The organism is Lysinibacillus sp. FN11 (assembly GCF_024628845.1).
Taxonomy (GTDB): Bacteria; Bacillota; Bacilli; order Bacillales_A; family Planococcaceae; genus Lysinibacillus; species Lysinibacillus capsici.
This window is the reverse complement of record NZ_CP102383.1, coordinates 2,131,394-2,156,584: the sequence shown is the minus strand read 5'-3', so window position 1 is coordinate 2,156,584 and position 25,191 is coordinate 2,131,394. Positions and strand designations below refer to the sequence as shown.

The window sequence follows — 25,191 nt, the reverse complement described above, 5'->3', positions numbered from 1 at the left end:
ATTTATATTAGAAAAATCGATATTTATTTTAAATACCAAGAAAAGCAACGCTCTATTTTTCACCGTTCTAATTTCCTCAGAGCAAAAACCCCACCAAATCAACACTTTTACGCTATAATGTAGGACGAGGTGAAGAAAATGTTTGTGAGTGAGAAACAGATTGAAATACGGTACGCAGAGACAGACCAGATGGGCGTGGTGTACCATGCGAACTACATCATTTGGATGGAAATTGGGCGTACCCAGCTTGTAAGTGATGCTGGCTTTGAGTATGCTGCATTAGAAAAAGATGGCTATGTATCGCCTGTGATGGATTTATCGATTTCATATAAAGCAGCCATGCATTATGGACAAGTGGCGACGGTGCGCACTTGGGTAGAAAAGCATGATCGTTTACGAACTACGTATGGCTATGAAATTTTACATGAGGATGGCACGGTAGCAGCCACAGCTCAATCCGTACATATTCTTGCGCATAAGGATTCATTGCGACCGGTATCTTTAAGTAAGATTGACCCTGCTTGGGATGCTAAATATAAAGAAATTGCCCTTGAGGCAAAATAGGAGAACAATAGATGGAAATGTTTCTAGCTTTAGGCGCTATTTTGGCAGCTCTTGGTGTTGTTTTAGGTGCTTTTGGTGCACATGCACTCAAGGATAAGTTTGCCTCGCCGCATTATGCAGCCGTTTGGGAAACGGCTGTGCAATATCAGATGTATCATGCTTTGGGGATTTTAGCCCTTGGCATTCTATCCAATGATGCATTTTTAGGAAGCTCTAGTCTACTTTCCTGGGCAGGCTACTTGATGTTTACAGGGATTGTATTCTTCTCTGGTAGTCTATATGTGCTTGCTGTGACATGTGTGAAAAAGCTAGGTGCGATTACGCCAATTGGTGGCATGTTATTTATTGTTGCGTGGGTGCTTGTTATAATAGCTGCCTTATCCTGATACAGAAAAAGTAACGAGAACGTTCTGATGATTTATATCATAGGAGCTTCTCGTTTTTTAGTTGAAAGTAAGAAAATGAAACAATTTGTCTGATTTTGCGTATTACATAATATTAAGAGATGTTAAAATAAGCTAAACATCAATGTGAAGGTGGGAATATTTATGGGTTTATTGAAAGCAGGCGTTGGGGCATTAACAGGTGTTTTAGAGGATCAATGGCGTGAGTATTTTTATTGTGAGGCATTATCCTCAGATGTTCTAGTAACTAAGGGTGTTAAACGCACTTCTAAACGAGGTTCAAATAAAGGAAATGACAACATTATTAGCAATGGCTCCATTATTGCCGTCAATGAAGGGCAATGTATGATGATTGTTGAACAGGGGAAAGTTGTAGAGTTTTCTTCAGAAGCTGGGGAATATGTCTATGATACATCAACAGAACCTTCGATTATGTACGGCTCAGATTTATCCCAAGGCATAATAGAAACATTTAAACAGATAGGCAAGCGTTTTACATTTGGTGGGGAACCTGCTAAAGATCAGCGAGTTTATTATTTTAATAAAAGGAGATTGTTGGGAATAAATATGGCACTCCTGCACCAATTCCATTCCGAGTTATTGATCGTAATATCGGATTAGATATCGACATTGCCATTCGTTGCCATGGTGAGTATTCTTATAGAATCATTGATCCGTTATTATTCTATACAAATGTATGTGGAAATGTAGAGCGTGAATTTACGCGAGAGGCCATTGATAGCCAGTTAAAATCAGAATTAATGACAGCATTACAGCCAGCTTTTGCACAAATTTCAGCAAGTGGCGTTCGTTATAGTGAAATACCTGCGCATACGGTTGCCTTAGCAGACGCACTCAATAAGGTATTATCAGAAAAGTGGCTTGCTACACGTGGTTTAGCTGTTGTGTCATTTGGCATTAGTACCCTGAAGGCTTCTGAGGAAGACGAAGCCATGATAAAACAACTACAACGCAATGCGGTCATGCGTGATCCAGGTATGGCTGCTGCCCATTTAACAGGCGCTCAGGCAGAAGCGATGATTGCAGCTGCTAACAATGATGGTGGGGCAATGGCAGGCTTCATGGGGATGAATATGGCTGCACAAGCAGGTGCAGTCAATGCTGGTCAGCTTTATCAAATGAATGAGCAAAATAAGCAAGCGCAAATGGCTCAGGCTGCGTTGCAAAATCAATCAGCCAAAGCACCTGGAACATGGACATGTGCATGTGGTCATGACAACACAGGGAAATTCTGTTCAAATTGCGGCGCAGCAAAACCAGTGGAAGAGGGCTGGACATGTACATGTGGAGCGGTGAATAAAGGAAAGTTTTGTAGCGAGTGTGGCTCTAAAAAACCAGCTGGTGCTTTACTCTATGCATGTGATAAATGTGGGTGGGCACCAGAGGACCCTGCCAATCCGCCTAAATTCTGTCCAGAATGCGGCGATGTTTTTGATGAAAAGGATGTCAAGTAAGGAGATGATGACCTATGTCAACGCAAGAAGTTGAACATGTCAAACAAGTAAAACTTGACTTTGATGCAGAATGTCCGTCCTGTAGTGCATCAATTGAGTTTAATCCTGCTACAGGTAAGCTGACTTGTCCGTATTGTGGATTTGAATCTGAAATTGCAACCCCTGAACAAGAAGAGGAAAAGGTTGCTCAGGAAATGGATTTCTTAAAAGCAGAGGAACGTGGGAATTTCAATTGGGGCGTGGAGAAGAAAACAGTTATTTGTAAAGCTTGTGCGGCCGAGACAATTTATGATGCCCTGCAGGTCGCTGACAGTTGTCCTTACTGCGGCTCAAATCAGGTCATGGAAGCGAGCGCTGAAAATACGCTTGCTCCCAATGGCGTATGTGCTTTTGAAGTAACGGATAAGCAGGCAGGAGAACATTTTCAGAAATGGATCAAAGGTCGATGGTTTACACCAAAGGCTGCCAAAATAAGTGCAAGGCCTGATGCCTTTAAAGGGGTATACCTCCCGTATTGGACGTTTGATTCAAAAACAAGCTCTAGATACTCCGCAAGATATGGACGACATCGAACGGTTACGGATAAAGATGGTAAAACGCATACTGAAACAGATTGGTATTCAACAAGTGGTTTTTATCAGGAATTTATAGACGATCATTTAGTGAGTGCCACAACACGCTATGATCGGGACATGATGCGAAAAATTGAACCATTTAATCTTCTTAATAATAAGGCCTATAAACCCCAATATGTAGCTGGATTTTTATCAGAGCGTTACAGTGTTGGTTTGCAGGATGGCTGGAGCCAAGCAAAAAGTGAAATCCATGATCATCTCCATGCGCAGATTACGTCCAAAATTCGTTGGGAAAATAATGCGGATGTAGTATCCAATCTACGTTTTTCCACAAACCATGATGATATTACATACAAATATTTAATGTTACCCATTTGGTTATCTTCTTTCCGCTATAAGGAGAAGGTTTACCGCTTTATGGTGAATGGACAAACGGGTCGAGTTGGCGGCAATGCTCCTATCTCGCCGCTTCGCGTAACAATTGCTGTTATTTTATCCTTAGCAGTAATCGCTCTGATTTGGTATTTCTTTATGTCTGAATAATAATAAACAGTATGCCAGTAGGAGCCTTTTGTTGTCCTTTTGGGATACTGTTTTTTCATAAAATTGTCCTTAAATACTGGGTAAATGACTGAATTAATTGGCTTATATAGGATAATCATCATCCATTATCACGGCTGTCATTGCGTCAAGTTGCATAGATTAAAGGGAGAGTAAAATATTAGAACAGCCTTGGATGGACAAAAGCATAAAGTTGCAAGATGGTGTAAAAAGCAACTTACTATGTAGGAAAATCGTTAGAATTGATAAAAATCAAATAATGCAATGGTGGTTAAAAATGAGGGCGGATTTGCGATAAATGATGAGAAGTGAAGTTGCGATTTTACTTTAAACAACTTATTATACAGTCAGAGAGCATTTTTTAAGCTAGTCATGATAAATGTAATGTTATTTTTGAATAACAACGAAAACGTTATTCATATTGGAGGTTTCGATGATGGACGCAATTGAAGTGTTAACAAATTTAGATCAAATACATGGGTATTATCAACCGATATTTAGCGCAGACGCGCATACGGTGATTGCCTACGAAATTTCCGGATATCTACAAATTCAAGGTCAGCAAATTAATTTAAAGGATTTCGTCAACAATGAAGATATTCCAGAAGAATATCGAATTGATATGGAACACAAAATTTTACATGCGGCATTAGCCAAAATTGATGAAATTGCACCAGAAATTGATATTTATATTCCAAGCAATCCAAATTTATTGATGCAAGATTTTGGTGAAAGTCATTTTAATATTATCCAACAATATATAGAGGAAAAAGATTTACAGCGTATCGTACTTGTCGTATCAGAGCATCGTTTTATAGGGGATATTAACAAATTACATCACGCCCTACGCTATTTTACGACGTTTGGGGTGAAAATTGCCGTACAGGAAGTAGGAGCCGAAAGTCACTTAGAGCATATTGCGCTATTGGCCCCACATATCTTAAAAGTCAATACACGTGATTTAAATTACGATTCTTGGTCCGCTCAATCGGACATGATTTCTGCCATTGGTAGCCTAGCTTATAAAATTGGAGCGAATCTATTATTTGAAGATATTGAAACGGTTTATCAGCTACAATTTGCATGGAAAAATGGTGGTAGATTTTATCAAGGGCCATACCTAGCTAATCCAGCTATGACTTTTGTTGATAAGGATATATTAAAGGAACGTTTTAAAAAAGAATGCCAGCAATTTATTACTTCCGAAAAGAAAATGCTGGAGGCGCAATATTTGCAGTTGAAAAAATTAAGGGAGGAATTAGAGGCGATTGTTCACCGTGTGAAACCAACAAGCGACAATGTCTCCCATTTAGAGTACTTAGCTGAATTATTGGATAACTACTCCTTCCGTCTCTATATTTGTAATGAGGACGGATTCCAGTTAACGCCTAACGTTATGCGAATTGATGGGAATTGGGAGCTACAGCCACGTGCCATCAATAAAAATTGGAGCTGGCGTCCTTATTTCCTTCAAACAATTATCAAAATGCGCAACGATCAAAGTGGGGAAATCTCTGAATTGTATCGGGATATAGAAACAGGAGAAATTACAAGAACATTCTCCATTGCGATCAACGAGCATGAATATTTGTTTGTTGACCTTTCCTATGACTATCTTTATGAGCACAAAATCTTTAGATAATATTAGTAATTTCTTTAGTGACAACATATCAGGAGTACAATTGCAATTCGATATATTTAGTGTACTAGGTATGATGGGAGAATCCTAAAAGCCTAGCAAAATACTGAAGTTGCCTTCTATTTTTGTAGAAGGCAATTTTTTTGATTTCAATCAGGAATGCTATTTAAATTCTCATAGAAAATTACCTACCTCTTTCGAAACAAAAATGGCAAGCAATACATTTGTTAAATTTGTATTGAATGATTTTGTTTTTTCAGTATTTTTTCATTTAGCTTAATTAAGATGGAAATAACATAAAGGAGCTGAAAAAATGAGGATTATCAAAATACTTCTAATTATGATTTTAATTTGGCCATTTGTTGATACCAAAATAGCAAAAGCGGATGATGAAAATGATTATAAAAAATACGAGGGTGATGTTCATAAAAAGCACGATGATGATTATGAAGAGGAAGATGAAGAGGAAGATGATGATTATGATTATGATTATTATAAAGAAGAGGATGAATACGATTATTATGATCAAAGATACCTTGAAACAAATAGTAATACATGGAATATTTGGACAAGATCGACTTATGTAAATAAAGGAGAGTTACCTTTGAAAGAAGCGAAAGAAATTCAGTTAAAACTAGAAAATAATACACTGTCTCTTTACTTGATTCCTTTAGATGGGGAAATATATGTGCCAGGTAAAATTATTGCTGAACTTTTAGGTGCAAAAGTAATTAATTATGATAATAGTAAAATATTAGAAATTAATAAAGGTGATACAGAATTAATTTTTCGTTCGGGGACAAATGTTGTGTACTATAACGAGATAAAATCACCGATACCAGCTGTTACATTTTATTTGAATGATAATATATATGTTCCAATTAGTGTAATTTCAAATGGTTTGGGCTATGTGGCTGAATGGCAAGAAATGAATAACGCTGTTGTATTTAAGTTTTTAAAGTAAAAAAGGAGATGATTAAATGAAAGATCAAAAGAAAGCTAAATGGATATTAGGTACCTCTGGAGTAATATTATCTTCTTTACTATTAACGCAATTTAATAATGTTCCATCAGATACAAACATAGCTGATCTAAATTTGACAAATGAACAATCAAAAAAAATGTCAGACCGAGAAAGGGAACTTGTTCAATTGGATTGGACAAATTTTGAAATTGTGGGAGTGAATCAACTACAACAAAATAAAATCCGTACCGATCGAACTACCAAACGATCCTAGACATAGTTTGAAGTGGAGTTGAAGTTGCTTGGATACCCTATCATTAAACACGATGAATACAAACTTTTATATTGAAATTGCTGGAACACAAAAAAATGATTGGAAAGACAAAGTGGTGAAATGGTTGCAATACGTTGCAAGAGAGTGGTCAAGATTTGAGCCAAATAATGAGTTAAATCAAATTAATCAACTAAAGGTAGGAGAAATCGGCAGAATTTCTCCTGCATTATACGATTGTTTAAAAGAAGCAGATAACTATTATACATTAACTAATAATATATTTTCTCCGTATTTAAAATTACATTTAGAACAACATGGGTATGATCGATCCTTTCCTTTTCAAGAATCAAAGTATAAGCCAATACAAATAGAAAAAAAGGCAAATAAGCCATTTCTTTTTTTGGATCACAATGAAGTTTTAAAAACGGATAATCAATTAATTGATTTAGGTGGATTTGCCAAAGGATACGTAGTTGAAAAAATAGCTGATTGGCTTAGACAGGTTTCTCCAGAGTTTGGAATTGTAGATGGTGGTGGAGATATGAAAATGTGGTCGTCAGGTAAAAAGACATGGACCATTGGGATTGCTCATCCATTTCATATACAAGAAGAGATCAGTACAATTAGAATTCAAAATGGAGCAATTGCCACTTCAAATCGTATATTTAGAAGTTGGAAACAGCAGGGGAAGGAAAAGCATCACTTATTAGATGGAAGAACTGGAGAGGTAATCATTAGCCCTATCCTTCAAACAACAATAATAACAAACTCATTATGTCAAGCAGAAGTGGCAACAAAACTTGCCTTTTTATTAAATGAACAAGAATTACAAGTATGGTTTGACAAACTACAGATGCCTTGTGCTTGCTTGATAGCAAAAGATGATGGAAGTATATATTGGTTGAAAGGAGGAGAAAAGTTAGATGTTATTTAGTACTTGGGAATGGATTCGATTATTAGGGCTTTTAAGTTATTTTTACTTCAGTATGTCCATTTTTTTTGGTTTACTAAGGAAATCTTCTACTCTCAAGTCCAATAAAAACTTGTACTTTCAATTACATCAAATGAGTGGATGGATGGGATTTATAACTGTTATTGTACATTTACTTTTACTAATGATTGATCAATACGAACCCTATACTATTTCTGATATCGTATTACCTTTTAGCGCTAACTATCAGGCATTGTTGTCTGGGCTGGGAACCATAGCTTTTTATTTATTTTTAATAGTTCTTGTAACATCAGATATATGGATAAATAAAATGAAATTCTCACTTTGGAAGAAGATGCATTTTCTTGTTTTACCTGCTTGGATATTATCACTTATTCATGGGCTATTCATTGGTACTGACACTAATCAAATGTTAGTAATTTTATTTTATAGTAGTACGGTAATGGTTATAATTATCGCACTACTTGTAAGGTTGATGAGTGATGGGTTTAAGAAGAAAGATCAAAAGCAAGGGGTTAGCAAGTAAGCGTGCTTGAATGGAGGAAAGGCAGTTTCTCCATGTTAGCTAGGCTACCAAAGTAGCTCAAAAAATAAACTAGTTGAATGGCACTACTGATTCATGTAATGCCATTCTATGGTTTATCCATCATGTAACGATAAATAGCCTACTATTTATTATAAAGAGGAAATTGAATACAAAATGTTGTACCTTTTTCCAACTCGCTTTGAACTGTTAATGTTCCTCCGTGATCTTGAACAATAGAATCAGCTATAGCAAGTCCCAGTCCTGTTCCGTTTCTGTTTCTCACAGCATCACTCCGGAAAAATCTATCAAAAATAAAAGGCAGGTCTTCCTTAGAAATCCCAATGCCTGTATCTTCAATGTAGATATATATCATTTTATCAGTTTGTAAAAGCTTTAGATAGATAGATCCTTTTTGTGTGTACTGGGCTGCATTATCTAATAATATATAAATTAATTCAGTTATATTATTTGAATTTCCAATAAATTCAACATTAGGTTGGATTTCTGTTTCGAAATCGATTGTTTTTGGTAACGCTCTTTTAAACTTCCTACTAATCGTTATTAGCAACTCTGTTAAGGAGATTTTTTCTTTAGTTGATTTAATACGATTTTTGTCATGTCGGGCTAAAAATAATAGTTTATCTAATAGCTCTTTCATTAACGCTGCTTCATGCTTTAAATCTTCGATTAATTCTTTACCGAAATCACTCATATTATTAGCTTCATCAGATTCTAAAATATCGAGTGAACTATAAAATACACTTAGCGGTGTTCTTAACTCATGAGAAGCATCTGAAACAAAACTTTTTTGTTTTTCAAGTGCATGTTGAATGGGGATCATGGCTTTTCCTGCCATGTTGTAACTTAAGAATCCAATTATGATCGTAAAAATTATAATTAAAACAATAAACAGTAAAATCATTTTTTGAAAAAAATGATATTGTGATGTGGTCGATTTGCCTATAACAATATAGCCTAGGAATTCATCGTTAGTCTGAATGGGTTTCGATAAAATTAAAAGATGTTTATCGCGCCAATTTAAATTTTTTACAAAACGTTTAGAAGGATTTTCCGTTTGAATGATTTTTTCTAGATCTTTAAATAAACCTTGATAGTTTTCGTCACCGTGGACTAGTATCTGGTCTTTTGTATAAATATAGTAAAAATACATACCATTTGGGTTAAATTCTAATTTCCCTTCATTATCATTTTTGTGCTCAAAAAAGTCATGATATTGTTCTTCGTAATAAGTTTCTAGTTCTTCTATTTGTTGATAATTCATTAGTTGAACTAATGAAAAATAAAGAATAATAAGAAAAGCAAAGAAAAAGCCTATAAAATAAATGGAGTTAAATAAAGTTAATTTTTTACGAGTTTTCTTAAACATGCTACCTCACTCTGTATCCTATTCCTCTAATGTTTTCAATAATGGATTTTGATCGATTATAATCGATTTTTTTACGAACTAGTTTTACTAACGCATCAAGGTTGTTGTTAGTCATTTCATGATCAAATCCCCATACTTGTGTATAAATTTGTTCTCTAGTAAGAATGATGCCTTTGTTGATAAATAGGTACTCTAACAATAAAAATTCGTTTTTAGTTAATAGTATTTCTTGATTATCTTTATAAAGTGTCCTGGAATCCAAATATAACTTTAAATCATCAATTTGAATTATTTGATGAATGGATTTATTTTTCTTCTTAAAATGGCACGTATTCTTGCTAAGAGTTCTTCCATTTTAAATGGTTTAACAACATAATCATCAGCACCTGCATCTAATCCAAGGATGATGTCATTGCTATCATCCTTTGCTGTTAGTATTAAAATGCCACCTTCATAACCATTTCTTCTAGCTTCTTTGCACACATCGATACCGCTTAATTCTGGCATCATCCAATCTAGAATGACGAGATCGTAAGAATGAAACAGTATGTATTCTAATGCATGCTGACCATTATCTACAGCATCGACCTGATGAAATTCTTTTTGAATGATGTGAACAATGTTTTTCCTTAACCGATTATCATCTTCTGCTATCAGTATTTTCAACAAAGCTCCTCCTACCTTTTTTATATTCAATATAACTAATTTATAACAACATTATGAAATCCACCTGAATTTTTTGTGCGACCAATCTTCTACTTATTCTAAGCCAAAAAGAAATTTTAGTTAAATATCGTAATTTTTTCTAGTGCCGTTTTTCAGATTTTTTTCATATTGTTTGCTTAGACTAATGTTGAAACTCAATATGGAAGGAGATCTCCTATGCGATATTTAAAAATTTTTGGGATAGTATTGGTAGTTATATTTTTTATGTATGATGTAAATCCCATTTATGCAGATGATATTTTTGAAGGAAAAGATGAGTATGATTATGAGGATAACGGTAGACAACAACACGAGGAAGGACGTTATGAGGATATTGGTGAATTAATTGGTTGGTGTACATTTATAGGAATTGGTGCAGCTGGTATGATTTTTCCTATTCGAACCTTCATGAAGTCTGTAATTCGTACATTCCCACAATCTAAAGGGCTATATTTATCTGCAGCAAAGTTAATAGGTAGATATCATATTCTTTTTGGCACAATGGCATTGTTGTTAGGTATAGGTCATGGGTTAATCATGTACTTTAATGAGGGTGAATTGGAGAATGAAGGAATTATTGGCTTGATTGCAATTATTCTTTTGTCTATTACTGCTATCGCAGGAATGAATTTTTTCAACTATAGAAAAAATCGAAGCTTACGAACAATCCATATCTCCATAGCCGCATTAAGTGTTATTGCAGGAGGGATTCATATTTTTATCTCTTAGTCATGTAAACATGACTCGGCTCATAATTACTCAGCTTAACATTTTTGTTGCCTATTGTATTCTTTTCTATATTTGTTTTATAAACAATGTCTTAGACAAAGAATCTCTAGTATTTGAGCTAAATGCAAAAAGATCGCACTAGGGAAGTGTGATGTGTAATTATATTTAAGTTTATAGTTCTTGTATTGGTTAAGGTATTTTTCCGTATAAGAATTCTACACCTCAACTCGCTGTAGGTGGACAAAACTTAGTCACCGACACGACCCCAAAATAACGAAAAAACTAGGTACGCCAAAGAGGGGTACCTAGTTCTATTATGCAAAGGGACACTTGGGATGGAGTGACCCTAGTAACAATTTCGGAGGTGTAAGGCTAATTTAGCTTTACACTACTATATATATGTTGTGATTGCTATAGTTGAATAGTTAATTGCCTGAGAAATAATAAATGAAATGATAAATAGTTTGGGTATTTCATTGATTATCTAGGATAGAAATGGTAAAGTGAACATAACTTTAGGGACAAGGAGGAGAATTCACATGAAAAAAAGAGCTATTCGTTTTTTAAGCATGGGTATAGGGTTCTCCACAGCTGTTTTTTTCTAAAATCAACAAACGAGGGATAAGTCTGCCCTTTTTTAGAAAAATACGATCCTAAAGGAGAAAAGAATATGAAAACAAACATAATACGTAAAAATCCAATACAGGTACCTAGCCCTGTGGGGGAATATAGCCACATCACAATCATTCCGAAAGATGCAACATTGTATGCATTTTCTGGACAAATAGGGGTTGATCAAGATGATCAATTGCCTGTAGGATTAATTGAACAAACGACCAATACATTTAAAAATATTGAAGCGCTTTTAGCAACTGAGGGATTGGATGCTTCTCATGTGGTAAAGGTGAATATATGGGCGACAGAGGAGATTGATTGGCATCATTTCGATCAGCAATGGGAAGTAATGTTTGGTCATTCCTATCCCTCTATGACTATTGCTTATGTATCAGCATTAGGGCTACCAGAATTAAAAATAGAGATTGAACTTTGGGCTGCTAAATAGCCTAAAAAACGACAATATCCATGTGGTATTGTCGTTTTTGTATAACATGGTATTAACGTAACATCCTTTTTAATTGTTTCATTTCATAATTTAATTCATCAATTTGCTTTTGTAGTTTGTCAATATCATTGCTATTACTTTCGTTTGCCTTCAACTCATCTTCTAGCGCAAGACTAGCCGCAATGGTCGCTAGAGCGTCTCCAAGTGTTGTGATCGCCCCTGCAATGACAGCCAGCTTAGCTGCTTGACTCACGGATTCCAATCCCTCACTATTCCGATTATCTTTATTTTTCTTCATATAATCCTCCCTACAAAAAAGGGTATTATTTGCATTGTATGCTTAGGATAAGTAACAGGTGAAGAATTTATGGGCATCAAAGTATGTAACAAGGGAAGTTGGTTTTTATAAGGCATTTTTCAGAAGTTTATGGTCTTTTCAAAGATGATTCCAATGACATTCAGAGGATAAATGAATATTTTAACTCATGTAAAAATGAGTTGTCAATAATAAATTTGTAATTTTATTAAAAAATGTTATAATAGTATTACGATAATTTTTTATAAACGTATTTCGAATTCCGATGTCCTATTTTGCAGAAAGAATTTGGATACGTTTTTTTATTTTTTAAACGGAAAAAAATCGAAATTGTTTAAAGAAGTTATTTGGAAAAATTTACTATCTAATAGTAACTTAATTTTTATTCCATAAGGAGGACTAGATGAATGAATCTAATTAATAAGAAAGTTACACACAAGCGTTTTGGCATAGGTAGTATAGTTAATCAAAATGATTCAAGTATTGAAATACATTTTGCATCAGAAAATAAAAGGTTTGTTTTTCCAGATGTATTTGGAAAGCACCTAACAATACATGATAAAAGTGATGCTAAGTTACTTGAGGAAATCATACAAAAAAAGGAAATTGAACGAAAAGAAGAAGAATCGCGGATGGAAGAGGTAAAAGAACTTCAACGGAAAGAACTCTTGCTTCGCTTGGAACACGAAAAACTTATGAGTAATCATAAACTTCATCCCGCATCCCAGATGGTTTTTTGGTGTGATTCAGAGGAACAGAATAGTTCTGTTTCAGAGTGGAATGTTTTTTCAGGTATATTAAAGAGTGGTAATAACAAAGGGAAGCCAAACAAGCCGAGCCGCTTGCACCAAAATAGCGCTGTCCTTTTAACAGCAAGAGATTCCAGCCAGCCTGAAAGTGATAGACGCATCTTAGGTATCTATATGGTGAATGAAAAATTCGTTGGCAAGCTGTGTGAAGATGGACATATTCCTGCCCATTCAAAATACAGAATTCAACTGACAGAGCAGGAATCGGATCAGCTGCTTTTCTGGCAATATTATATAAATGAAAAATTCCCTGAAAAAATGACATGGAAAACAGGGAAATATCGTTATTTTGAAAATTTATGGATGGCTCAAATTTTACTTGATATCATTTCATTAAAAAGTGACCCGAAAGAACGGGAGTTGGCACAACAATTCTTTAAACATTTTTGTAAAATGAATCAGATAGCAGTTCAAGAAATACCAAAGCCTACTGGCGCATTAACCCGCATTTAGAACAGTGAACCAATTTTCAAGATGAAGAGACATACTCGCTTGCAAGAGAAAAATAATGGCAATGAATACAAGTCACGGGATTTTATAATCCCGTGACTTGTATGTTTATGTCCCAGTAACTTTATTTGCTTTTAATACCTATTCCCCACAAAGTACCCCCAATGATTCACTTATTAGGTTTAATAAAAGTAAAAGAAACAGCGTTAACAATGGATTAACGCTGTTTTTAAATTAGTCACTTCGGTGACCAAATAAAATGGGGATGTGTTTCTTGCTGAAGATATGAGCAAAGATGGAAAGCGAGTAGGGTACATTACCAATATATGATGTTTACCACCAAGCTGATAGGTATTTATCCTTTACGATAAATAATCTTTCTTACTTTGTCGTAGGGGAGGAATTGTCCAATATGTCCCGATTCGCCATAGCCATTCCATAGGGCCAAAGCGGAAAAAGTATAGCCATAGCTTACTAAAGAGCAATTGGCAAACATAAATGCCTAAACAAATCCACAAAGATTCAAGATAGCGAAGTTGTCCGATTAAACCGAAAGCATGGCCAATTAAGAGAATGAGCACTGTTTGCCCCAAGTAATTAGTCAAGGCCATGCGCCCATATGCTTTTAACGGTGCCAATAGTCGCTGGAACAAAGTACTTTGTAATAATAGGATAATTGTTCCCATGTAAAAGGCAGAAGCAAATGGGCTAAACTGTAGTCCAATTAATGAAAATTGCTCGATATTTGTAATATGAGGCTCTAGCTGATCCTTGGGCAAATGTTGGATATTAACAAGAGGCTCAGGGACATACTGCCATTGATAAAACCAGCTAGCCATGCTTATAAAGCCCATTACAATCGTCACTAACCTGATTTTATTTCGATGTAACGAGATATTTTCAAATAAATGATATTGACCCGCAGCTAGACCAAGCAAAATCAGTGGAAATGGCATTAAAATTTTTAGACCAAAATAGGCGGTGATGGCTAGTAGGATGAATCCAAGGATGAGATTTATGTCTTTGCGCATTTTATAAAAAGGTAAGGCTACAAAGCCAAAGATAGCATAGACAGTTAAGGCTTCACCTGGTTGGAAATAAAAATGCACAAGCCCCATACACAGTAAAATCAAAAGTCTACGACTAAATAAGGCATAGGCTTTTTCGCCCCTTGCCTGAGCGCGTGAAATAAAGAGATAGAATCCTATTCCAAATAAAAATGAAAAAATGATAAAAAATTTACCCTCTACAAAAAGTGTTAGAAAGCGGCTATAGGCAATATCATTAGCCAATTCAGGTGGTTCAATCCACATTAATGAGGGGATATTGACTAAAATAATGCCTAGTAAGGCGAACCCTCTTAAATAATCTAATGTATCAATTCGTTTATTACTGTTGGTCGGTTGCAACGTATATCTCCTCCTTCAAAACCAATTATAAGGAAGATCTTTTAAAAGTAGTAACGATGAATGTTACGTGAATCTGACAAAATTGTCATCTTATAGAGGCTCTATTGGCTCAGGGTAAATCGCTAATAGCTCATGTGCATGCTGACGCATAAGCTGAATTAATGCTTGCGGTTCTTTAACAATCGCATGTTGTCCAAGGCGAAAGAATAGGGAGCTATTAAAGTGGAGCTCATGTTGATCGATGATCGTATCGATATAACCTGTTCCATCACTTTGATGAACAACCGCTTTTTCAAGATGGGGCTCACTTAAACATTGACGAACGCCCTCGCTTGATAATTCAACATATAAGCGAATAGGCTGCTGAGGCTCATAGTCATTTTCAAGCCATTGCTGCAAATTCATCGTCGTTTTACGGTTTGTTTCACTAACTTTTATGTTTTTAATTCGATCTACACGGAAGAGTAATATTCTTTCATTTGATAGTAGTAGCGCAGGCATATACCATAAGCCATCATGAGCGTACACGCCAATAGGCTGGATATGTTTAGAGGTGATACCAGACTTCGATTCATATTGGATATGCAATTGTGATTGGTTGATGATAGCCTCTAAAACGTCCGTTAAGAGTGGTGTTGTTATGGTTCTTTTAGGGTTCCAAAAAGCAATATAGGATTGCAGCGTATCCACCTTTTTCTTGGCTTCCTTCTGTAAGGATTCATACAGCTTGTGAGAGACAGACTTCATTTCAGTATTAAAAGGTAAATCACGATAATAGTGCAAAGACTGAAATGCAAAGAAAATGGCGACCGCCTCTTCCTCGGTAAATAATATCGGTGGGAGAATGGCATTTGATAGCACCGTATAGCCCCCATGTCTTCCTTGTTCCGCGTAAATGGGTAGCCCCATATCACTTAAATCCAAAAGGTAACGATGCACCGTTCGCACGGAAATATGGAAAGTGTCAGCAATTTCCTGCGCTGTAAATTTCTTTTGAGCACTGACAAATAGCAAAATATCAATTAATCGTTTAGCTTTGGTCATATTTTTTTCACCTTTTTATTTAATCATGCCAAGAGTTGTCATGTTTTATATTTAGTATAGAGATTGTAGAAGAGATTTTCAAAAGAAGAGGAGCTGACATGATGTCACGAGAAATACTAGTATTTATTGCAGGGAGTTTAGATGGATTTATTGCCAAGGAAAATGATGATCTACAGTGGCTAGAGGAAACAGAGGGAGAGGGTGATAATGGCTACGCTGATATGTATCAAACCATTGATACCGTCATTATGGGAAAACGAACATATGATTATATCCTAGAACATATGGAACCTTTCCCCTATTCTGATAAAAAATGCTATGTGTTCTCAACAACTCGAACTGGGGAAAATGAGCATGTGACGTTTATCCAAGAGGATGTCATCACATTTACAAAACGTTTAAAAGAGCAAGAAGGCACAAAGATTTGGATGGTAGGGGGAGGGGACATTTTGGATGCTTTTTTACAGGAGCGGCTAATTGATGAATGGATTATTACGCTTACACCGCATTTACTGGGCTCAGGAATACCCTTGTTTAAATCGCCACGTCCATTCGAAAACTTAAGGCTATTGGAAACAAAGCGATATGGTCAAATGGTACAACTGCATTATGAGGTAAGGAAAGAGGCTTAAATCAAGCCTCTTCTTTATTTGATAAAGGAACGATAGATTTCTCCTAAGAGACCTTGCATTTGATGGACGCCTGTATCGGTGTTAATCATGGCAACAAAGCCTTTGTCTAGGTGGGGGTAGGCCACTAGCATACATTGATAGCCAACGCCCCAGCCAAGCGAGGATATTTCAAGCTGCTCACCAGCACCGTCAAGAAATACACCAAGGCCCAGCCATTCTTTACAGCCCTGAGGACGAATTAGCTCATGGATTGAAGCTAAACCAAGTGTACCTTTTCCCTTTAAGGCATGCATTACCTCTTGTAATAATTTTGCTAGGTCTGACGGTGTTGTCCATAATCCACAAGCTGCATCATACGGGTAAATAGGGTATCTTTGTGCTGTTACGGTGCCATCTTTATGGTGACCACTTGCTGTGTTGGCAGTTGGGACTGCGGAAGAAAAAAGCTATTTGTCATGGCTAGTGGTCGAAAAATCAGGTCAGTCATAAGTGTTGAAAAACTTGAACCCATTGTATCCTCAATTAGCAATTGAACAATACAAAAGCCAGCATCTGAATAGTGAAATTCTTGCTCGGCCTCAAAAGTACTATCGATTGGTATGGAACAATAAGGAGTTGTACCTTTTAATAAGTCGACCATCGAAGGCGTCTGCCATAGTGAATGTAAGGGAGAGAAGCTGCCTTTAGGGTCAATAATCCCCGCCTGATGACTTAACAAATGTCGTAATGTTACTTTTTTTCCTGAGTGTAGCTATGATCTGGCATCTTCCAAGATGTAAGCTTTTGATTAATATCCTCATCTAAATCTACTATCCCTTGCTCGACCAGCTTCATCACTAAAATGCTTGTAACTAGTTTACTAATTGAACAGGCATTGAAGATGGTTTCGGTATTGATTCTGTTAGTTTTCCCGACCTCTAATAGACCAAAGCAATCTGCTTTCTGGAAGCTCACCATCCTTTATATAGGCAATGCTGAGGCCAGCTATTTGTTGTTGCGACATTTGCTCAAGTATTGTCATGAATAAAGATCTCCTAGTTTTTCCTTCATCATACCATAAGAGGGAACGAATGTTCTTGGGAAACTATCGTTATGTAAGCTGAAATCTATTGTATAATAAAGGAATTATTTATACAAAGATACATCTAATGGAGGGGTTCTGTGACAAAAGCGTTTCCACAAAAAATACATATCATTGGGTCCGTTGGCAGTGGGAAAACGACATTGGCGAGGAAATTATCTAAAACCTTGCAGATTCCTTATTATGAGCTTGATAATGTGGCATGGATGCGAAAGGAATCAGGGGATATTCTAAGAACAGATGAAGAAAAAAGGAGCACTTACAAACCATTCTTCAAACGAACAGTTGGATTATAGAGGGGATCCATCAGGAGGAGTGGGTTGTTGATAGCTTCCAGCAAGCTGATTGCATTATCTTTCTCGATATCCCTTATAAAATTCGAGTCTTTCGTATTTTAAAAAGATTTATGAAACAGAAAATGGGCATCGAAAAAGCTCACTATCAACCTACTTTTTCGATCTTTTTTAAAATGTTTCGTTGGAATAAACGCTTTGAAAGGGTAGGAAAGCCTAAATTCTTTAAACAGCAACATGCTGTATTGGCTAAACTTTTAATGATTCAGCGCAAAAAGGATTTAGATTCCTATTTTCGACAATTTTAAAGCGTATCCAAATGTCAGGATACGCTTGTTCTTAGGCATTTTTCTTTGTCCGTGTTGTCCGTTTTCTTGTAGCGGGCTTTTTTGTTTTTTCTAAAGAGGCCTGTAGTGCTGTCATTAAATCCGTGACATTTTCAGGAATTGGACGTTGTTTATCGCTTGTAGCGATCGAATTTGTAGCTTTCTTTTCTTCAATTAGTTCTAATAAAGCATTGCGGTAATCGTCTGTATATTTTTCAGGGTTGAATGTAGTTGTTAGCTGTTCCACTAACATGAGGGCTGTATCGAGCTCCTTTTGTACTACATCCTGTTCGCTTGGAATATTAGGTACATCGCCAATACTTCTTACCTCATCTGGATAGTGAATTGTTTCCATCACGAGGGCATTTTGATAAACACGCACGATGGCAAGCTGCTCTTTAGAGCGGATAATGATTTTGGCAATGCCAATTTTTCCTGATTGTTCTAATGTTTTTCGTAACAATGAATAGGCTTTGGCACCCGTCGAATCGGGTGATAAAAAATAGGTGCGTTCAAAATAGATTGGATCGATTTCAGTTAATTGCACAAAATCAATAATTTCCACAGCCTTATCTTCATTTTCCTTACGCAAGTTTTCTAAATCGTCTGGATCCAACACAACAAATTTATTTTTGGCATATTCATAAGCCTTCACGATATCCTCATCTTTTACCTCTTGGTTACAGCCCTCACAAACCTTTTTATAGCTAATCGGCGTATGGCAGTCTTTGTGAAGCTGACGCAATTTGACATCTTTATTTTCAGTAGCAGCATGTAGTTTCACAGGAATATTAACAAGTCCAAAGGAAATACTGCCTTTCCACACTGTATGCATTGTTGTCACCTCGTTTTTCTTACTATGATGTATTTTGAGGTTTTTTATGTATCTTAAAATGAAATCTTCAAACACTGAATATAAAAAGCAAAGTAGGTATAGCGGAATGAAACCAATGCTTTTATCGGAAACAAACGATATTCCTAGTGGAGATGAATGGCTATTTGAAACGAAATATGATGGTTTTCGCTGCTTATTAGTTTGGGATGAGGAGCCGAAGCTCATTAGTAGAAATGGGCGACAATTAAATCACCTGTTTCCCGAAATTTTAGCTTTTTGTCAGCAAATATCTGCATCCATCCAAACCTTTTTACCCCTAACCTTAGATGGTGAGTTAGTTTATTTACGCAATCATTATAAAAGCGATTTTACCGTTGTTCAAAAGAGGGGGAGAATGCAAAATCAAGACGTGATTCAGGAGCACGCTCATTTGTTTCCTTTTCACTATCTAGCATTTGATGTTTTAACCCTTAAAGGAGAATCTCTCCAAAACCACTATTTAAAAACGCGTAAGGAGCAATTGGTCAAGCTTGCTACGAAGTTCAAATGGCCAAGCGTTAACTATGAGAACCCAACCCCTATCCAAGTCATACATGGTAGTGAGGAACATGAGAGCTTATGGCAGTCCATCAAGCTTTACAATGGAGAAGGCATTGTTGCTAAGAAGAAAACAAGTAAATGGCTTGAAAACATACGATCAAATCATTGGTTAAAGATAAAAAATTGGCGTTATGTCACAGTCATTGTCACACAATATGACCATAGCAATAGTTATTTTCATGGTGCAGTTTTTGAGAACAATCAATTACGAGAAGTTGTTACGTTTAAGCATGGTATGACAGAGGAAGAGCATCAAACACTTGTCAAATTCTTTCAGACTAATGGACTGCGTAAAAAGCAGTTATGGGTACTTGAGCCTTCTATTTGTGTTGATATTGCCTGTATTGATTTTGATGGTAGTAAGCTTCGGGAACCTAGATTTCATGCCTTTCGATTAGAGAAGTCACCTGAGGAATGTCATTGGCTGCATATGCAACGTCAACTGTATCCTATCCCTGAATCAGTTGCTATCACACATCCAGACAAGCCTGTATGGCCAAAAATGGGTATTACAAAGGATCAATACTTGTTCTATTTGCAAAATATCTCGTCCTATTTAATGCCATTTCTAAAGGATCGCCCTCTAACGCTAATACGCTATCCACATGGTGCTCCAGGTGAAAGTTTTTATCAAAAAAGTAGGCCAGAGAAAATACCTAATTTTATGGCAACAGCTGTGATGGATGATATTGATTATATCGTGTGTAATAACTTGGAAACGTTATTGTGGCTTGGAAATCAGCTGGCATTAGAGCTCCACATTCCATTTCAAACACATCATTCTCAATACCCGACAGAAATCGTTTTCGACTTAGATCCTCCCTCAGTACAAGATTTTTCATTAGCCGTTTCAGGAGCACTTGATTTAAAGAACATTATTGATTATTTTCAGCTACAGTCCTTTGTTAAAACATCAGGTGGAAAAGGTTTACAGCTATATATTCCTTTACCAGAAAATACATTTACTTATGAAGAGGTACGTATATTTACAGAATTCGTTTGTCGCTTTTTATGTGAGCAAAAGCCAAATTTATATACAATTGAGCGTTTAAAGAAGAATCGTCATGAAAAATTATATTTAGATTATGTGCAGCATGCAGAGGGCAAGACCATCATTGCCCCGTATTCCACTCGTGGCAATGAAATGGGTTTAGTAGCCACACCGCTTCTGTGGGAGGAGGTTAATGAAAACCTAAAACCCACACTTTTTACGATTCCTTTTGTCATGGAGCGCATGAAAAAAATGAGCAATCCCTTTCAATTATTTCGTGAAGTAGGGGAGCAACAAAATTTTCAAGCAGTTCTAGATCAATTAAAGGAATGAAGACAAGGAAAAGCCTCTATATGTGGAACAGGGCATGGTCACTACTGATGAGATTTGGTGCGCTTTGATCAGAAAAGAGAGCGGGTTCACCTGAAAAAAGAGCACTTTGCGATAAAAAAAGAGCGGATTTTCCAAAAAAAGATCGCTTCGGCCAATATTATTAGCGAATCTAAAAAAAGGTGTCCACAAAATCATTGGAGACACCTCTTTTCCTATTAAAGTGGAACCTGTGCATTTGCTTTTTCGAGGTAATCCAGTATTCCCATTGCGGACACAATGGTATCGAATGGGATGGTTTGATAGACAGGATGATCGGACGGAATGCCGTTTTCCTGTAGATAGTTGAATAAAAGTTCCTTTAAGCGAGCATCTAAGTAATGAACTTGTTCTTGGAACTGGCTGGATGACGCTTGCGCTTTTCTACCTTCTTCTAAAAAGAGCGGTGTCCAATAGCGCACCTGACGATAGGCTTCTGCTGGATTTTGATAAGCACCATAGTGACCGAAGTATAATTCACTTGCTTGTAGCTTTTCGTACAATTTTAAAGATTGTTCCATTGTTTCAGGGTTGTATTGATTTGGAGAGGTAGACGGAATGATTAAATCAATTGCTTCCTCATCCATTTCGGGATAGCGAACACCTGTTGTATCACCTACAAACAAGCCATTTGTAGCGGAATAAAGCATTGAAACATGATGCTTAGCATGCCCCTCAGTATGATAAAACGTTAAATGATGTTGACCTAGTTGCAAACGCTGTTCGTGTTGAATTTCAATAATTCTTGCAGCGTCAATGGGCACAATTGGATCAAAAAGGCGGTCAAATTCAGCGCCATAAACCCCTTTAGCACTGAGGATAAGACGACTTGGATCAATCATATGGGCTACGCCTCGTGGATGAACCACGAATTTAGCATTGGGACAGCTTTGCAAAAATAACCCTGCTCCGCCTGCATGGTCTAAATGAATATGTGTCACGATGACATAGTCTATATCCTCTACTGCAATATTTAATTTCTGTAACCCTTCCATAATATAAGGTACAGATGGGCTGGCTGAAGTTTCAATGAGAGCTATCTTTTCATCGATTAATAGATAGGAGCTTGTTCGCTGCTCTCGACCTAAATCATGTGTATCGATACAGTAGAAATTTGGTGCGATTTGTTGGACGCTAGTCAATTTAATTTCCCCCTTTTATTTCAAAAATAATCTAATTCTGCTTATAAATACAATTTTTAGCTACAAAAAGTAGTTGTTATACTATATAATAATAGAAAATTAAACTGAATGTCTATTCATTTTTTTAGGGGGATAGTAATGGAGCATAAAATTCGTTATGATACACGAAAAGTTCATCGTGTAAATTTGGCTATTATCTCAATTTTGGCCATTCTAATATGTGGACCTATGATTCTATCAAAGGGCATACATTTTTTATTTATTGGGTTAGCTGTCATTGCCTTGGCGGTATGTAATTATTTTTTACCTATAAAAACGTATGTCAAAGGCTTTATTTTTGGCCTCATTCCATCAAGTGTTGTGTTTACCTTATTTTTGCTTGATAGCTTTTCATTAAATAAACATTATATTTTACTGTGTACAGTGGCTATTATTGCCCTGTATTTTAAAAAAGAATTGATTGTTTTCTTTGGGATTTTAACTAATCTTAGTTTTTTCATTTTATATATGGTCAACTCGTCATCCTTGTTAGGACCATTTGATGACACCATTGTCTTTGTGACACTTCTTGCAATCATGAATGGGGTCATTATTGCTTTTTATTTGCTGGCAAAATGGGGGAATGAATTGATTCAACATGCAGAAATCCAGCAAAATGAAGTGCAAGCATCCTTCAATCAACTACAAAATACATTTCAGGAAATCGAAAAGAGCAGTCAGGCATTGGACAAGCATGTCACACAATTCCAACAAACAATGCAAAAGATTTCTGGTTCTAGTAAGCAAATTTTAGTAGCAACAGAGGACATCTCTGCAAGTATTCAGCAGGAGGCATCCAGTTTACAAATGATCCACGGCACAATGGGTGACTCGGTTCATTTTGTCAATAAAACATTGACAATTTCGAAGGATACGGTCGTTAAATCTACTGAGCTACAACAAGAAGTATTAGTAGGATGGGATAAAATGCAGGATGCAATGACTCAAATGAGCGTCATGAGTCATGCGATGGGCTCAACTGCGGAAACTGTCAATGAGCTACAACAGAGCCTACAAACGGTGGATAGTCTATTAAAGGGGATTACCCATATTGCAGAACAGACTAATTTATTGGCCTTAAATGCGGCAATAGAAGCGGCTAGAGCGGGAGAACACGGAAAAGGATTTGCGATTGTAGCAGATGAAGTGCGTAAGCTAGCAGAAGAAAGCGCTGCAATAACTGTCAGCATTACCAATGTGACGAAAACCTTGTTTGAAAAATCAACAGAGGCCCACAAACGTTCTGATGACGGTGAAAAGGCACTCCAGCATGGAGAACAGCTTTTACAGGATGTCAGTCATTTCTTTAATAGTTTAAAGGATTCTTTTACGGAAACGAATACAGATTTAACAAGAGGGATGCATGAATTAAGCAGTGCCATCTCACAATTCGAGGTAATCCAAAAGCAAATTGAAAAACTGAATCACATGACGGAGCAAAATGCAGCTTCTACGGGAGCTATTTTACATTCAGTGGAGGACGAAAATCAACTTCTTGTTAGCATGACAGATACCACAAACCACATTCAGGCTTTAAGCAACACGTTAAAGTCATTAGTGATGGCAAAGGTATAATAGAACCATTGATATTGAAATAAATGGTAGGGTAAAATAAGAGTAGGATTAACCTACCTAGATGGAGGGTATATAGATAGTATTCATCTACATTTCTACATTGTTTTATCCATATCTGGTTATGGTGATTGTTTTTGAGTTTGTATGAGCCTCAGCACAATAACTTAAATACATTTGTAGTGCGTTTGCTGTGGTGAATGTCACCATTTATATAATAGCTGTAGATATATTCAGACTATAAGTCTGTTGTATGACTTGAAAAGGAGGAGGGATTCCATGAATATTCGTAGTGTACAGAGTTCAGATTACTATACTTTATCTCCATTGATTAATGAGTGGTGGGGCGGTAGGAATATGTCAGATAAGCTGCCTAAATTATTTTTTGATCACTTTACAAATACGAGCCTTATTATGGAGAAGGATGGCGAAATTATCGGCTTCCTCATTGGCTTTTTATCGCAGTCCAAAACGAATGAAGCGTTCATCCATTTTGTCGGGGTCCATCCTGATTACAGAAAACAGAATATTGCAAAAAGATTATATGATGTATTCTTTCATGTGGTGAAGCAATACCATCGAAATATTGTGAAATGTGTTACGTCGCCTATTAACGAAGTGTCCATCGCCTTCCATAAGAATCTCGGTTTTAGAATGGAAAAGGGTGACAAGGTGATCGATAATACGTCCATTCATAGTAATTATGGTGGTGAAAATCAAGATCGTGTGTTGTTTTATAAAATTCTACCGTAATTTACTTTAGATAATTGGCATATAGTCCCGAATAAGGGGGCTATACATGTTTATTAAAAGGTTATTTACGTTATGGTTTCTACTTTTAAGCATTGTTTGTGGTGCATTTTTCTTTTTTGCAAATGCACCTATTCAATATGCTGAAAAAACCAATGTTTCTATGTCACAACCTAGTAATGATGAATTATTGCGTTATATTCAGCAATATCAATTTTTAATTAGTGAGATTTCTTATACATTGCGCAAAGAATCCTATAGCTTTCTATTAGATTATGGAATTTTACCTAATGGAAAAATAGAGCTCCTTGTGTCATTACCCGACAAGGTCGATCACAAGACAAAGCAACATATAGAAGAAACAATGCTGGACGTTATCAAAGCTAATGAATTAAACCCCATCTCTTTTCAAATAACATTAAAGCAACTCTATGAGCCAGCAGAAACGATCTCAACTCGGCTAAGTTATAATGATGTCATGGCCAATCTATTTGAGACAATGTTTACACAAGATTTTGGCACTTTCAGCGTTGACCATAGTATGACGTCTGAGGAAATTCAAGTAAGGATTAATTTAACAGAAGAGAAAAATGACAAGGCTAAAAAGAAGGCTCAACAGTTAGCCGAAGATACGATAAAGCAACATCAATTTGATGTAGAAGCCTTTTCTATTGAAGTTCAAAATCAGATTAAAGTTTTAGATTAGAAAATTAAC

24 protein-coding genes and 3 pseudogenes are annotated in these 25,191 nt (G+C 36.3%); 18 read left to right on the top strand and 9 right to left on the bottom strand.

Annotated elements, in window-relative coordinates; translation table 11 throughout:
* Positions 1–138: 138 nt before the first annotated feature.
* From NP781_RS11655 to NP781_RS11610, 9 genes and pseudogenes are all read left to right on the top strand, one after another.
* Positions 139–564 carry an acyl-CoA thioesterase gene (locus NP781_RS11655; protein WP_221682957.1) on the top strand — a complete coding sequence of 142 codons (426 nt, stop codon included), beginning with the start codon at positions 139–141 and terminating at the stop codon, positions 562–564.
* A gap of 11 nt (positions 565–575) precedes the next feature.
* Positions 576–950 carry a DUF423 domain-containing protein gene (locus NP781_RS11650; RefSeq protein WP_257522347.1) on the top strand — a complete coding sequence of 125 codons (375 nt, stop codon included), beginning with the start codon at positions 576–578 and terminating at the stop codon, positions 948–950.
* A 162-nt stretch (positions 951–1,112) separates the two neighbouring features.
* Positions 1,113–2,443, top strand: a pseudogene (locus tag NP781_RS25525) (SPFH domain-containing protein).
* A gap of 14 nt (positions 2,444–2,457) precedes the next feature.
* Positions 2,458–3,561 (top strand): TFIIB-type zinc ribbon-containing protein, encoded by a 1,104-nt coding sequence (locus tag NP781_RS11635; RefSeq protein ID WP_257522345.1) that lies wholly within the window; start codon positions 2,458–2,460, stop codon positions 3,559–3,561.
* Between the two features lie 454 nt (positions 3,562–4,015).
* On the top strand, positions 4,016–5,221 hold the full coding sequence (locus NP781_RS11630; RefSeq protein ID WP_036076413.1) for an EAL-associated domain-containing protein: 1,206 nt from the start codon (positions 4,016–4,018) through the stop codon (positions 5,219–5,221).
* 310 nt (positions 5,222–5,531) lie between these two features.
* Complete coding sequence (locus NP781_RS11625; protein ID WP_257522344.1) at positions 5,532–6,182, top strand: copper amine oxidase N-terminal domain-containing protein; 651 nt, start codon at positions 5,532–5,534, stop codon at positions 6,180–6,182.
* Positions 6,183–6,198: 16 nt separating this feature from the next.
* Complete coding sequence (locus NP781_RS11620; protein ID WP_221682952.1) at positions 6,199–6,456, top strand: hypothetical protein; 258 nt, start codon at positions 6,199–6,201, stop codon at positions 6,454–6,456.
* A gap of 28 nt (positions 6,457–6,484) precedes the next feature.
* Entirely contained in the window at positions 6,485–7,390 is a 906-nt protein-coding gene (locus tag NP781_RS11615) for an FAD:protein FMN transferase (protein ID WP_257522343.1), read from the top strand.
* Positions 7,380–7,934, top strand: coding sequence for a ferric reductase-like transmembrane domain-containing protein (locus tag NP781_RS11610; RefSeq protein ID WP_221682950.1), 555 nt, complete (start codon positions 7,380–7,382; stop codon positions 7,932–7,934). Before NP781_RS11615 ends, NP781_RS11610 begins: the two co-directional genes overlap by 11 nt.
* A 142-nt stretch (positions 7,935–8,076) precedes the next feature.
* Here the strand turns inward: NP781_RS11610 and NP781_RS11605 are convergent, their stop codons facing one another.
* From NP781_RS11605 to NP781_RS11595, 3 genes are all read right to left on the bottom strand, one after another.
* Positions 8,077–9,321 carry a sensor histidine kinase gene (locus tag NP781_RS11605; protein ID WP_257522342.1) on the bottom strand — a complete coding sequence of 415 codons (1,245 nt, stop codon included), beginning with the start codon at positions 9,319–9,321 and terminating at the stop codon, positions 8,077–8,079.
* A gap of 1 nt (position 9,322) precedes the next feature.
* A complete protein-coding gene (locus NP781_RS11600; RefSeq protein ID WP_257522532.1) occupies positions 9,323–9,520 on the bottom strand; it encodes a winged helix-turn-helix domain-containing protein in 198 nt (65 codons plus the stop codon).
* 89 nt (positions 9,521–9,609) lie between these two features.
* Entirely contained in the window at positions 9,610–9,987 is a 378-nt protein-coding gene (locus NP781_RS11595; RefSeq protein WP_257522341.1) for a response regulator transcription factor, read from the bottom strand.
* 216 nt (positions 9,988–10,203) lie between these two features.
* Here NP781_RS11595 and NP781_RS11590 point away from each other — a divergent pair, with 216 nt between their 5' ends.
* On the top strand, positions 10,204–10,755 hold the full coding sequence (locus NP781_RS11590) for a hypothetical protein (RefSeq protein WP_257522340.1): 552 nt from the start codon (positions 10,204–10,206) through the stop codon (positions 10,753–10,755).
* A gap of 670 nt (positions 10,756–11,425) precedes the next feature.
* Positions 11,426–11,818 carry a RidA family protein gene (locus NP781_RS11585; protein ID WP_257522339.1) on the top strand — a complete coding sequence of 131 codons (393 nt, stop codon included), beginning with the start codon at positions 11,426–11,428 and terminating at the stop codon, positions 11,816–11,818.
* Between the two features lie 52 nt (positions 11,819–11,870).
* On the opposite strand, the gene NP781_RS11580 is transcribed toward NP781_RS11585, so the two are convergent.
* Positions 11,871–12,116: a hypothetical protein gene (locus NP781_RS11580; RefSeq protein WP_257522338.1), complete on the bottom strand. Its 246-nt coding sequence runs from the start codon at positions 12,114–12,116 to the stop codon at positions 11,871–11,873.
* Positions 12,117–12,541: 425 nt separating this feature from the next.
* On the opposite strand from NP781_RS11580, the gene NP781_RS11575 reads away from it, so the two are divergent.
* The gene (locus NP781_RS11575) at positions 12,542–13,396 is read left to right on the top strand and encodes a malate synthase (protein WP_221682944.1); all 855 of its coding nucleotides are present in this window, start codon (positions 12,542–12,544) and stop codon (positions 13,394–13,396) included.
* A 359-nt stretch (positions 13,397–13,755) separates the two neighbouring features.
* Here the strand turns inward: NP781_RS11575 and NP781_RS11570 are convergent, their stop codons facing one another.
* Both NP781_RS11570 and NP781_RS11565 read right to left on the bottom strand, forming a co-directional pair.
* A complete protein-coding gene (locus NP781_RS11570; protein ID WP_257522337.1) occupies positions 13,756–14,802 on the bottom strand; it encodes a DUF418 domain-containing protein in 1,047 nt (348 codons plus the stop codon).
* Between the two features lie 90 nt (positions 14,803–14,892).
* Entirely contained in the window at positions 14,893–15,846 is a 954-nt protein-coding gene (locus NP781_RS11565; protein ID WP_221682942.1) for a helix-turn-helix transcriptional regulator, read from the bottom strand.
* 101 nt (positions 15,847–15,947) lie between these two features.
* On the opposite strand from NP781_RS11565, the gene NP781_RS11560 reads away from it, so the two are divergent.
* The gene (locus NP781_RS11560) at positions 15,948–16,478 is read left to right on the top strand and encodes a dihydrofolate reductase family protein (RefSeq protein ID WP_221682941.1); all 531 of its coding nucleotides are present in this window, start codon (positions 15,948–15,950) and stop codon (positions 16,476–16,478) included.
* Between the two features lie 14 nt (positions 16,479–16,492).
* Here the strand turns inward: NP781_RS11560 and NP781_RS11555 are convergent.
* A pseudogene (locus NP781_RS11555) lies at positions 16,493–17,499 on the bottom strand (serine hydrolase domain-containing protein).
* A 140-nt stretch (positions 17,500–17,639) separates the two neighbouring features.
* Here NP781_RS11555 and NP781_RS11550 point away from each other — a divergent pair.
* Positions 17,640–18,160 (top strand): annotated as a pseudogene (locus NP781_RS11550) (AAA family ATPase).
* 31 nt (positions 18,161–18,191) lie between these two features.
* Here NP781_RS11550 and NP781_RS11545 read toward each other — a convergent pair.
* Positions 18,192–19,013, bottom strand: a complete 822-nt coding sequence (locus tag NP781_RS11545; protein WP_221682938.1) for a non-homologous end joining protein Ku — start codon at positions 19,011–19,013, stop codon at positions 18,192–18,194.
* 106 nt (positions 19,014–19,119) lie between these two features.
* Between NP781_RS11545 and NP781_RS11540 the strand changes: the two genes are divergently transcribed.
* A complete protein-coding gene (locus tag NP781_RS11540; RefSeq protein WP_257522336.1) occupies positions 19,120–20,937 on the top strand; it encodes a DNA ligase D in 1,818 nt (605 codons plus the stop codon).
* Positions 20,938–21,152: 215 nt separating this feature from the next.
* Here the strand turns inward: NP781_RS11540 and NP781_RS11535 are convergent, their stop codons facing one another.
* Positions 21,153–22,115, bottom strand: coding sequence for an MBL fold metallo-hydrolase (locus NP781_RS11535; protein WP_257522335.1), 963 nt, complete (start codon positions 22,113–22,115; stop codon positions 21,153–21,155).
* 138 nt (positions 22,116–22,253) lie between these two features.
* Here NP781_RS11535 and NP781_RS11530 point away from each other — a divergent pair, with 138 nt between their 5' ends.
* The 3 genes from NP781_RS11530 (at position 22,254) to NP781_RS11520 (ending at position 25,182) form a co-directional block, all read left to right on the top strand.
* The gene (locus NP781_RS11530) at positions 22,254–23,729 is read left to right on the top strand and encodes a methyl-accepting chemotaxis protein (RefSeq protein ID WP_257522334.1); all 1,476 of its coding nucleotides are present in this window, start codon (positions 22,254–22,256) and stop codon (positions 23,727–23,729) included.
* Between the two features lie 276 nt (positions 23,730–24,005).
* A complete protein-coding gene (locus NP781_RS11525) occupies positions 24,006–24,479 on the top strand; it encodes a GNAT family N-acetyltransferase (RefSeq protein ID WP_221682934.1) in 474 nt (157 codons plus the stop codon).
* 46 nt (positions 24,480–24,525) lie between these two features.
* Complete coding sequence (locus NP781_RS11520) at positions 24,526–25,182, top strand: hypothetical protein (protein WP_257522333.1); 657 nt, start codon at positions 24,526–24,528, stop codon at positions 25,180–25,182.
* Positions 25,183–25,191 lie beyond the last annotated feature (9 nt).

Bases quoted from the DNA above. Each gene is read 5' to 3' on its own strand.
- NP781_RS11565 (WP_221682942.1), bottom strand. From the start codon at position 15,846: ATGACCAAAGCTAAACGATTAATTGATATTTTGCTATTTGTCAGTGCT.
- NP781_RS11530 (WP_257522334.1), top strand. From the start codon at position 22,254: ATGGAGCATAAAATTCGTTATGATACACGAAAAGTTCATCGTGTAAAT.
- NP781_RS11540 (WP_257522336.1), top strand. From the start codon at position 19,120: ATGAAACCAATGCTTTTATCGGAAACAAACGATATTCCTAGTGGAGAT.
- NP781_RS11560 (WP_221682941.1), top strand. From the start codon at position 15,948: ATGTCACGAGAAATACTAGTATTTATTGCAGGGAGTTTAGATGGATTT.
- NP781_RS11520 (WP_257522333.1), top strand. From the start codon at position 24,526: ATGTTTATTAAAAGGTTATTTACGTTATGGTTTCTACTTTTAAGCATT.
- NP781_RS11635 (WP_257522345.1), top strand. From the start codon at position 2,458: ATGTCAACGCAAGAAGTTGAACATGTCAAACAAGTAAAACTTGACTTT.
- NP781_RS11625 (WP_257522344.1), top strand. From the start codon at position 5,532: ATGAGGATTATCAAAATACTTCTAATTATGATTTTAATTTGGCCATTT.
- NP781_RS11605 (WP_257522342.1), bottom strand. From the start codon at position 9,321: ATGTTTAAGAAAACTCGTAAAAAATTAACTTTATTTAACTCCATTTAT.
- NP781_RS11575 (WP_221682944.1), top strand. From the start codon at position 12,542: ATGAATCTAATTAATAAGAAAGTTACACACAAGCGTTTTGGCATAGGT.
- NP781_RS11655 (WP_221682957.1), top strand. From the start codon at position 139: ATGTTTGTGAGTGAGAAACAGATTGAAATACGGTACGCAGAGACAGAC.
- NP781_RS11580 (WP_257522338.1), bottom strand. From the start codon at position 12,116: ATGAAGAAAAATAAAGATAATCGGAATAGTGAGGGATTGGAATCCGTG.
- NP781_RS11630 (WP_036076413.1), top strand. From the start codon at position 4,016: ATGGACGCAATTGAAGTGTTAACAAATTTAGATCAAATACATGGGTAT.
- NP781_RS11590 (WP_257522340.1), top strand. From the start codon at position 10,204: ATGCGATATTTAAAAATTTTTGGGATAGTATTGGTAGTTATATTTTTT.
- NP781_RS11545 (WP_221682938.1), bottom strand. From the start codon at position 19,013: ATGCATACAGTGTGGAAAGGCAGTATTTCCTTTGGACTTGTTAATATT.
- NP781_RS11610 (WP_221682950.1), top strand. From the start codon at position 7,380: ATGTTATTTAGTACTTGGGAATGGATTCGATTATTAGGGCTTTTAAGT.
- NP781_RS11525 (WP_221682934.1), top strand. From the start codon at position 24,006: ATGAATATTCGTAGTGTACAGAGTTCAGATTACTATACTTTATCTCCA.
- NP781_RS11650 (WP_257522347.1), top strand. From the start codon at position 576: ATGGAAATGTTTCTAGCTTTAGGCGCTATTTTGGCAGCTCTTGGTGTT.
- NP781_RS11585 (WP_257522339.1), top strand. From the start codon at position 11,426: ATGAAAACAAACATAATACGTAAAAATCCAATACAGGTACCTAGCCCT.
- NP781_RS11620 (WP_221682952.1), top strand. From the start codon at position 6,199: ATGAAAGATCAAAAGAAAGCTAAATGGATATTAGGTACCTCTGGAGTA.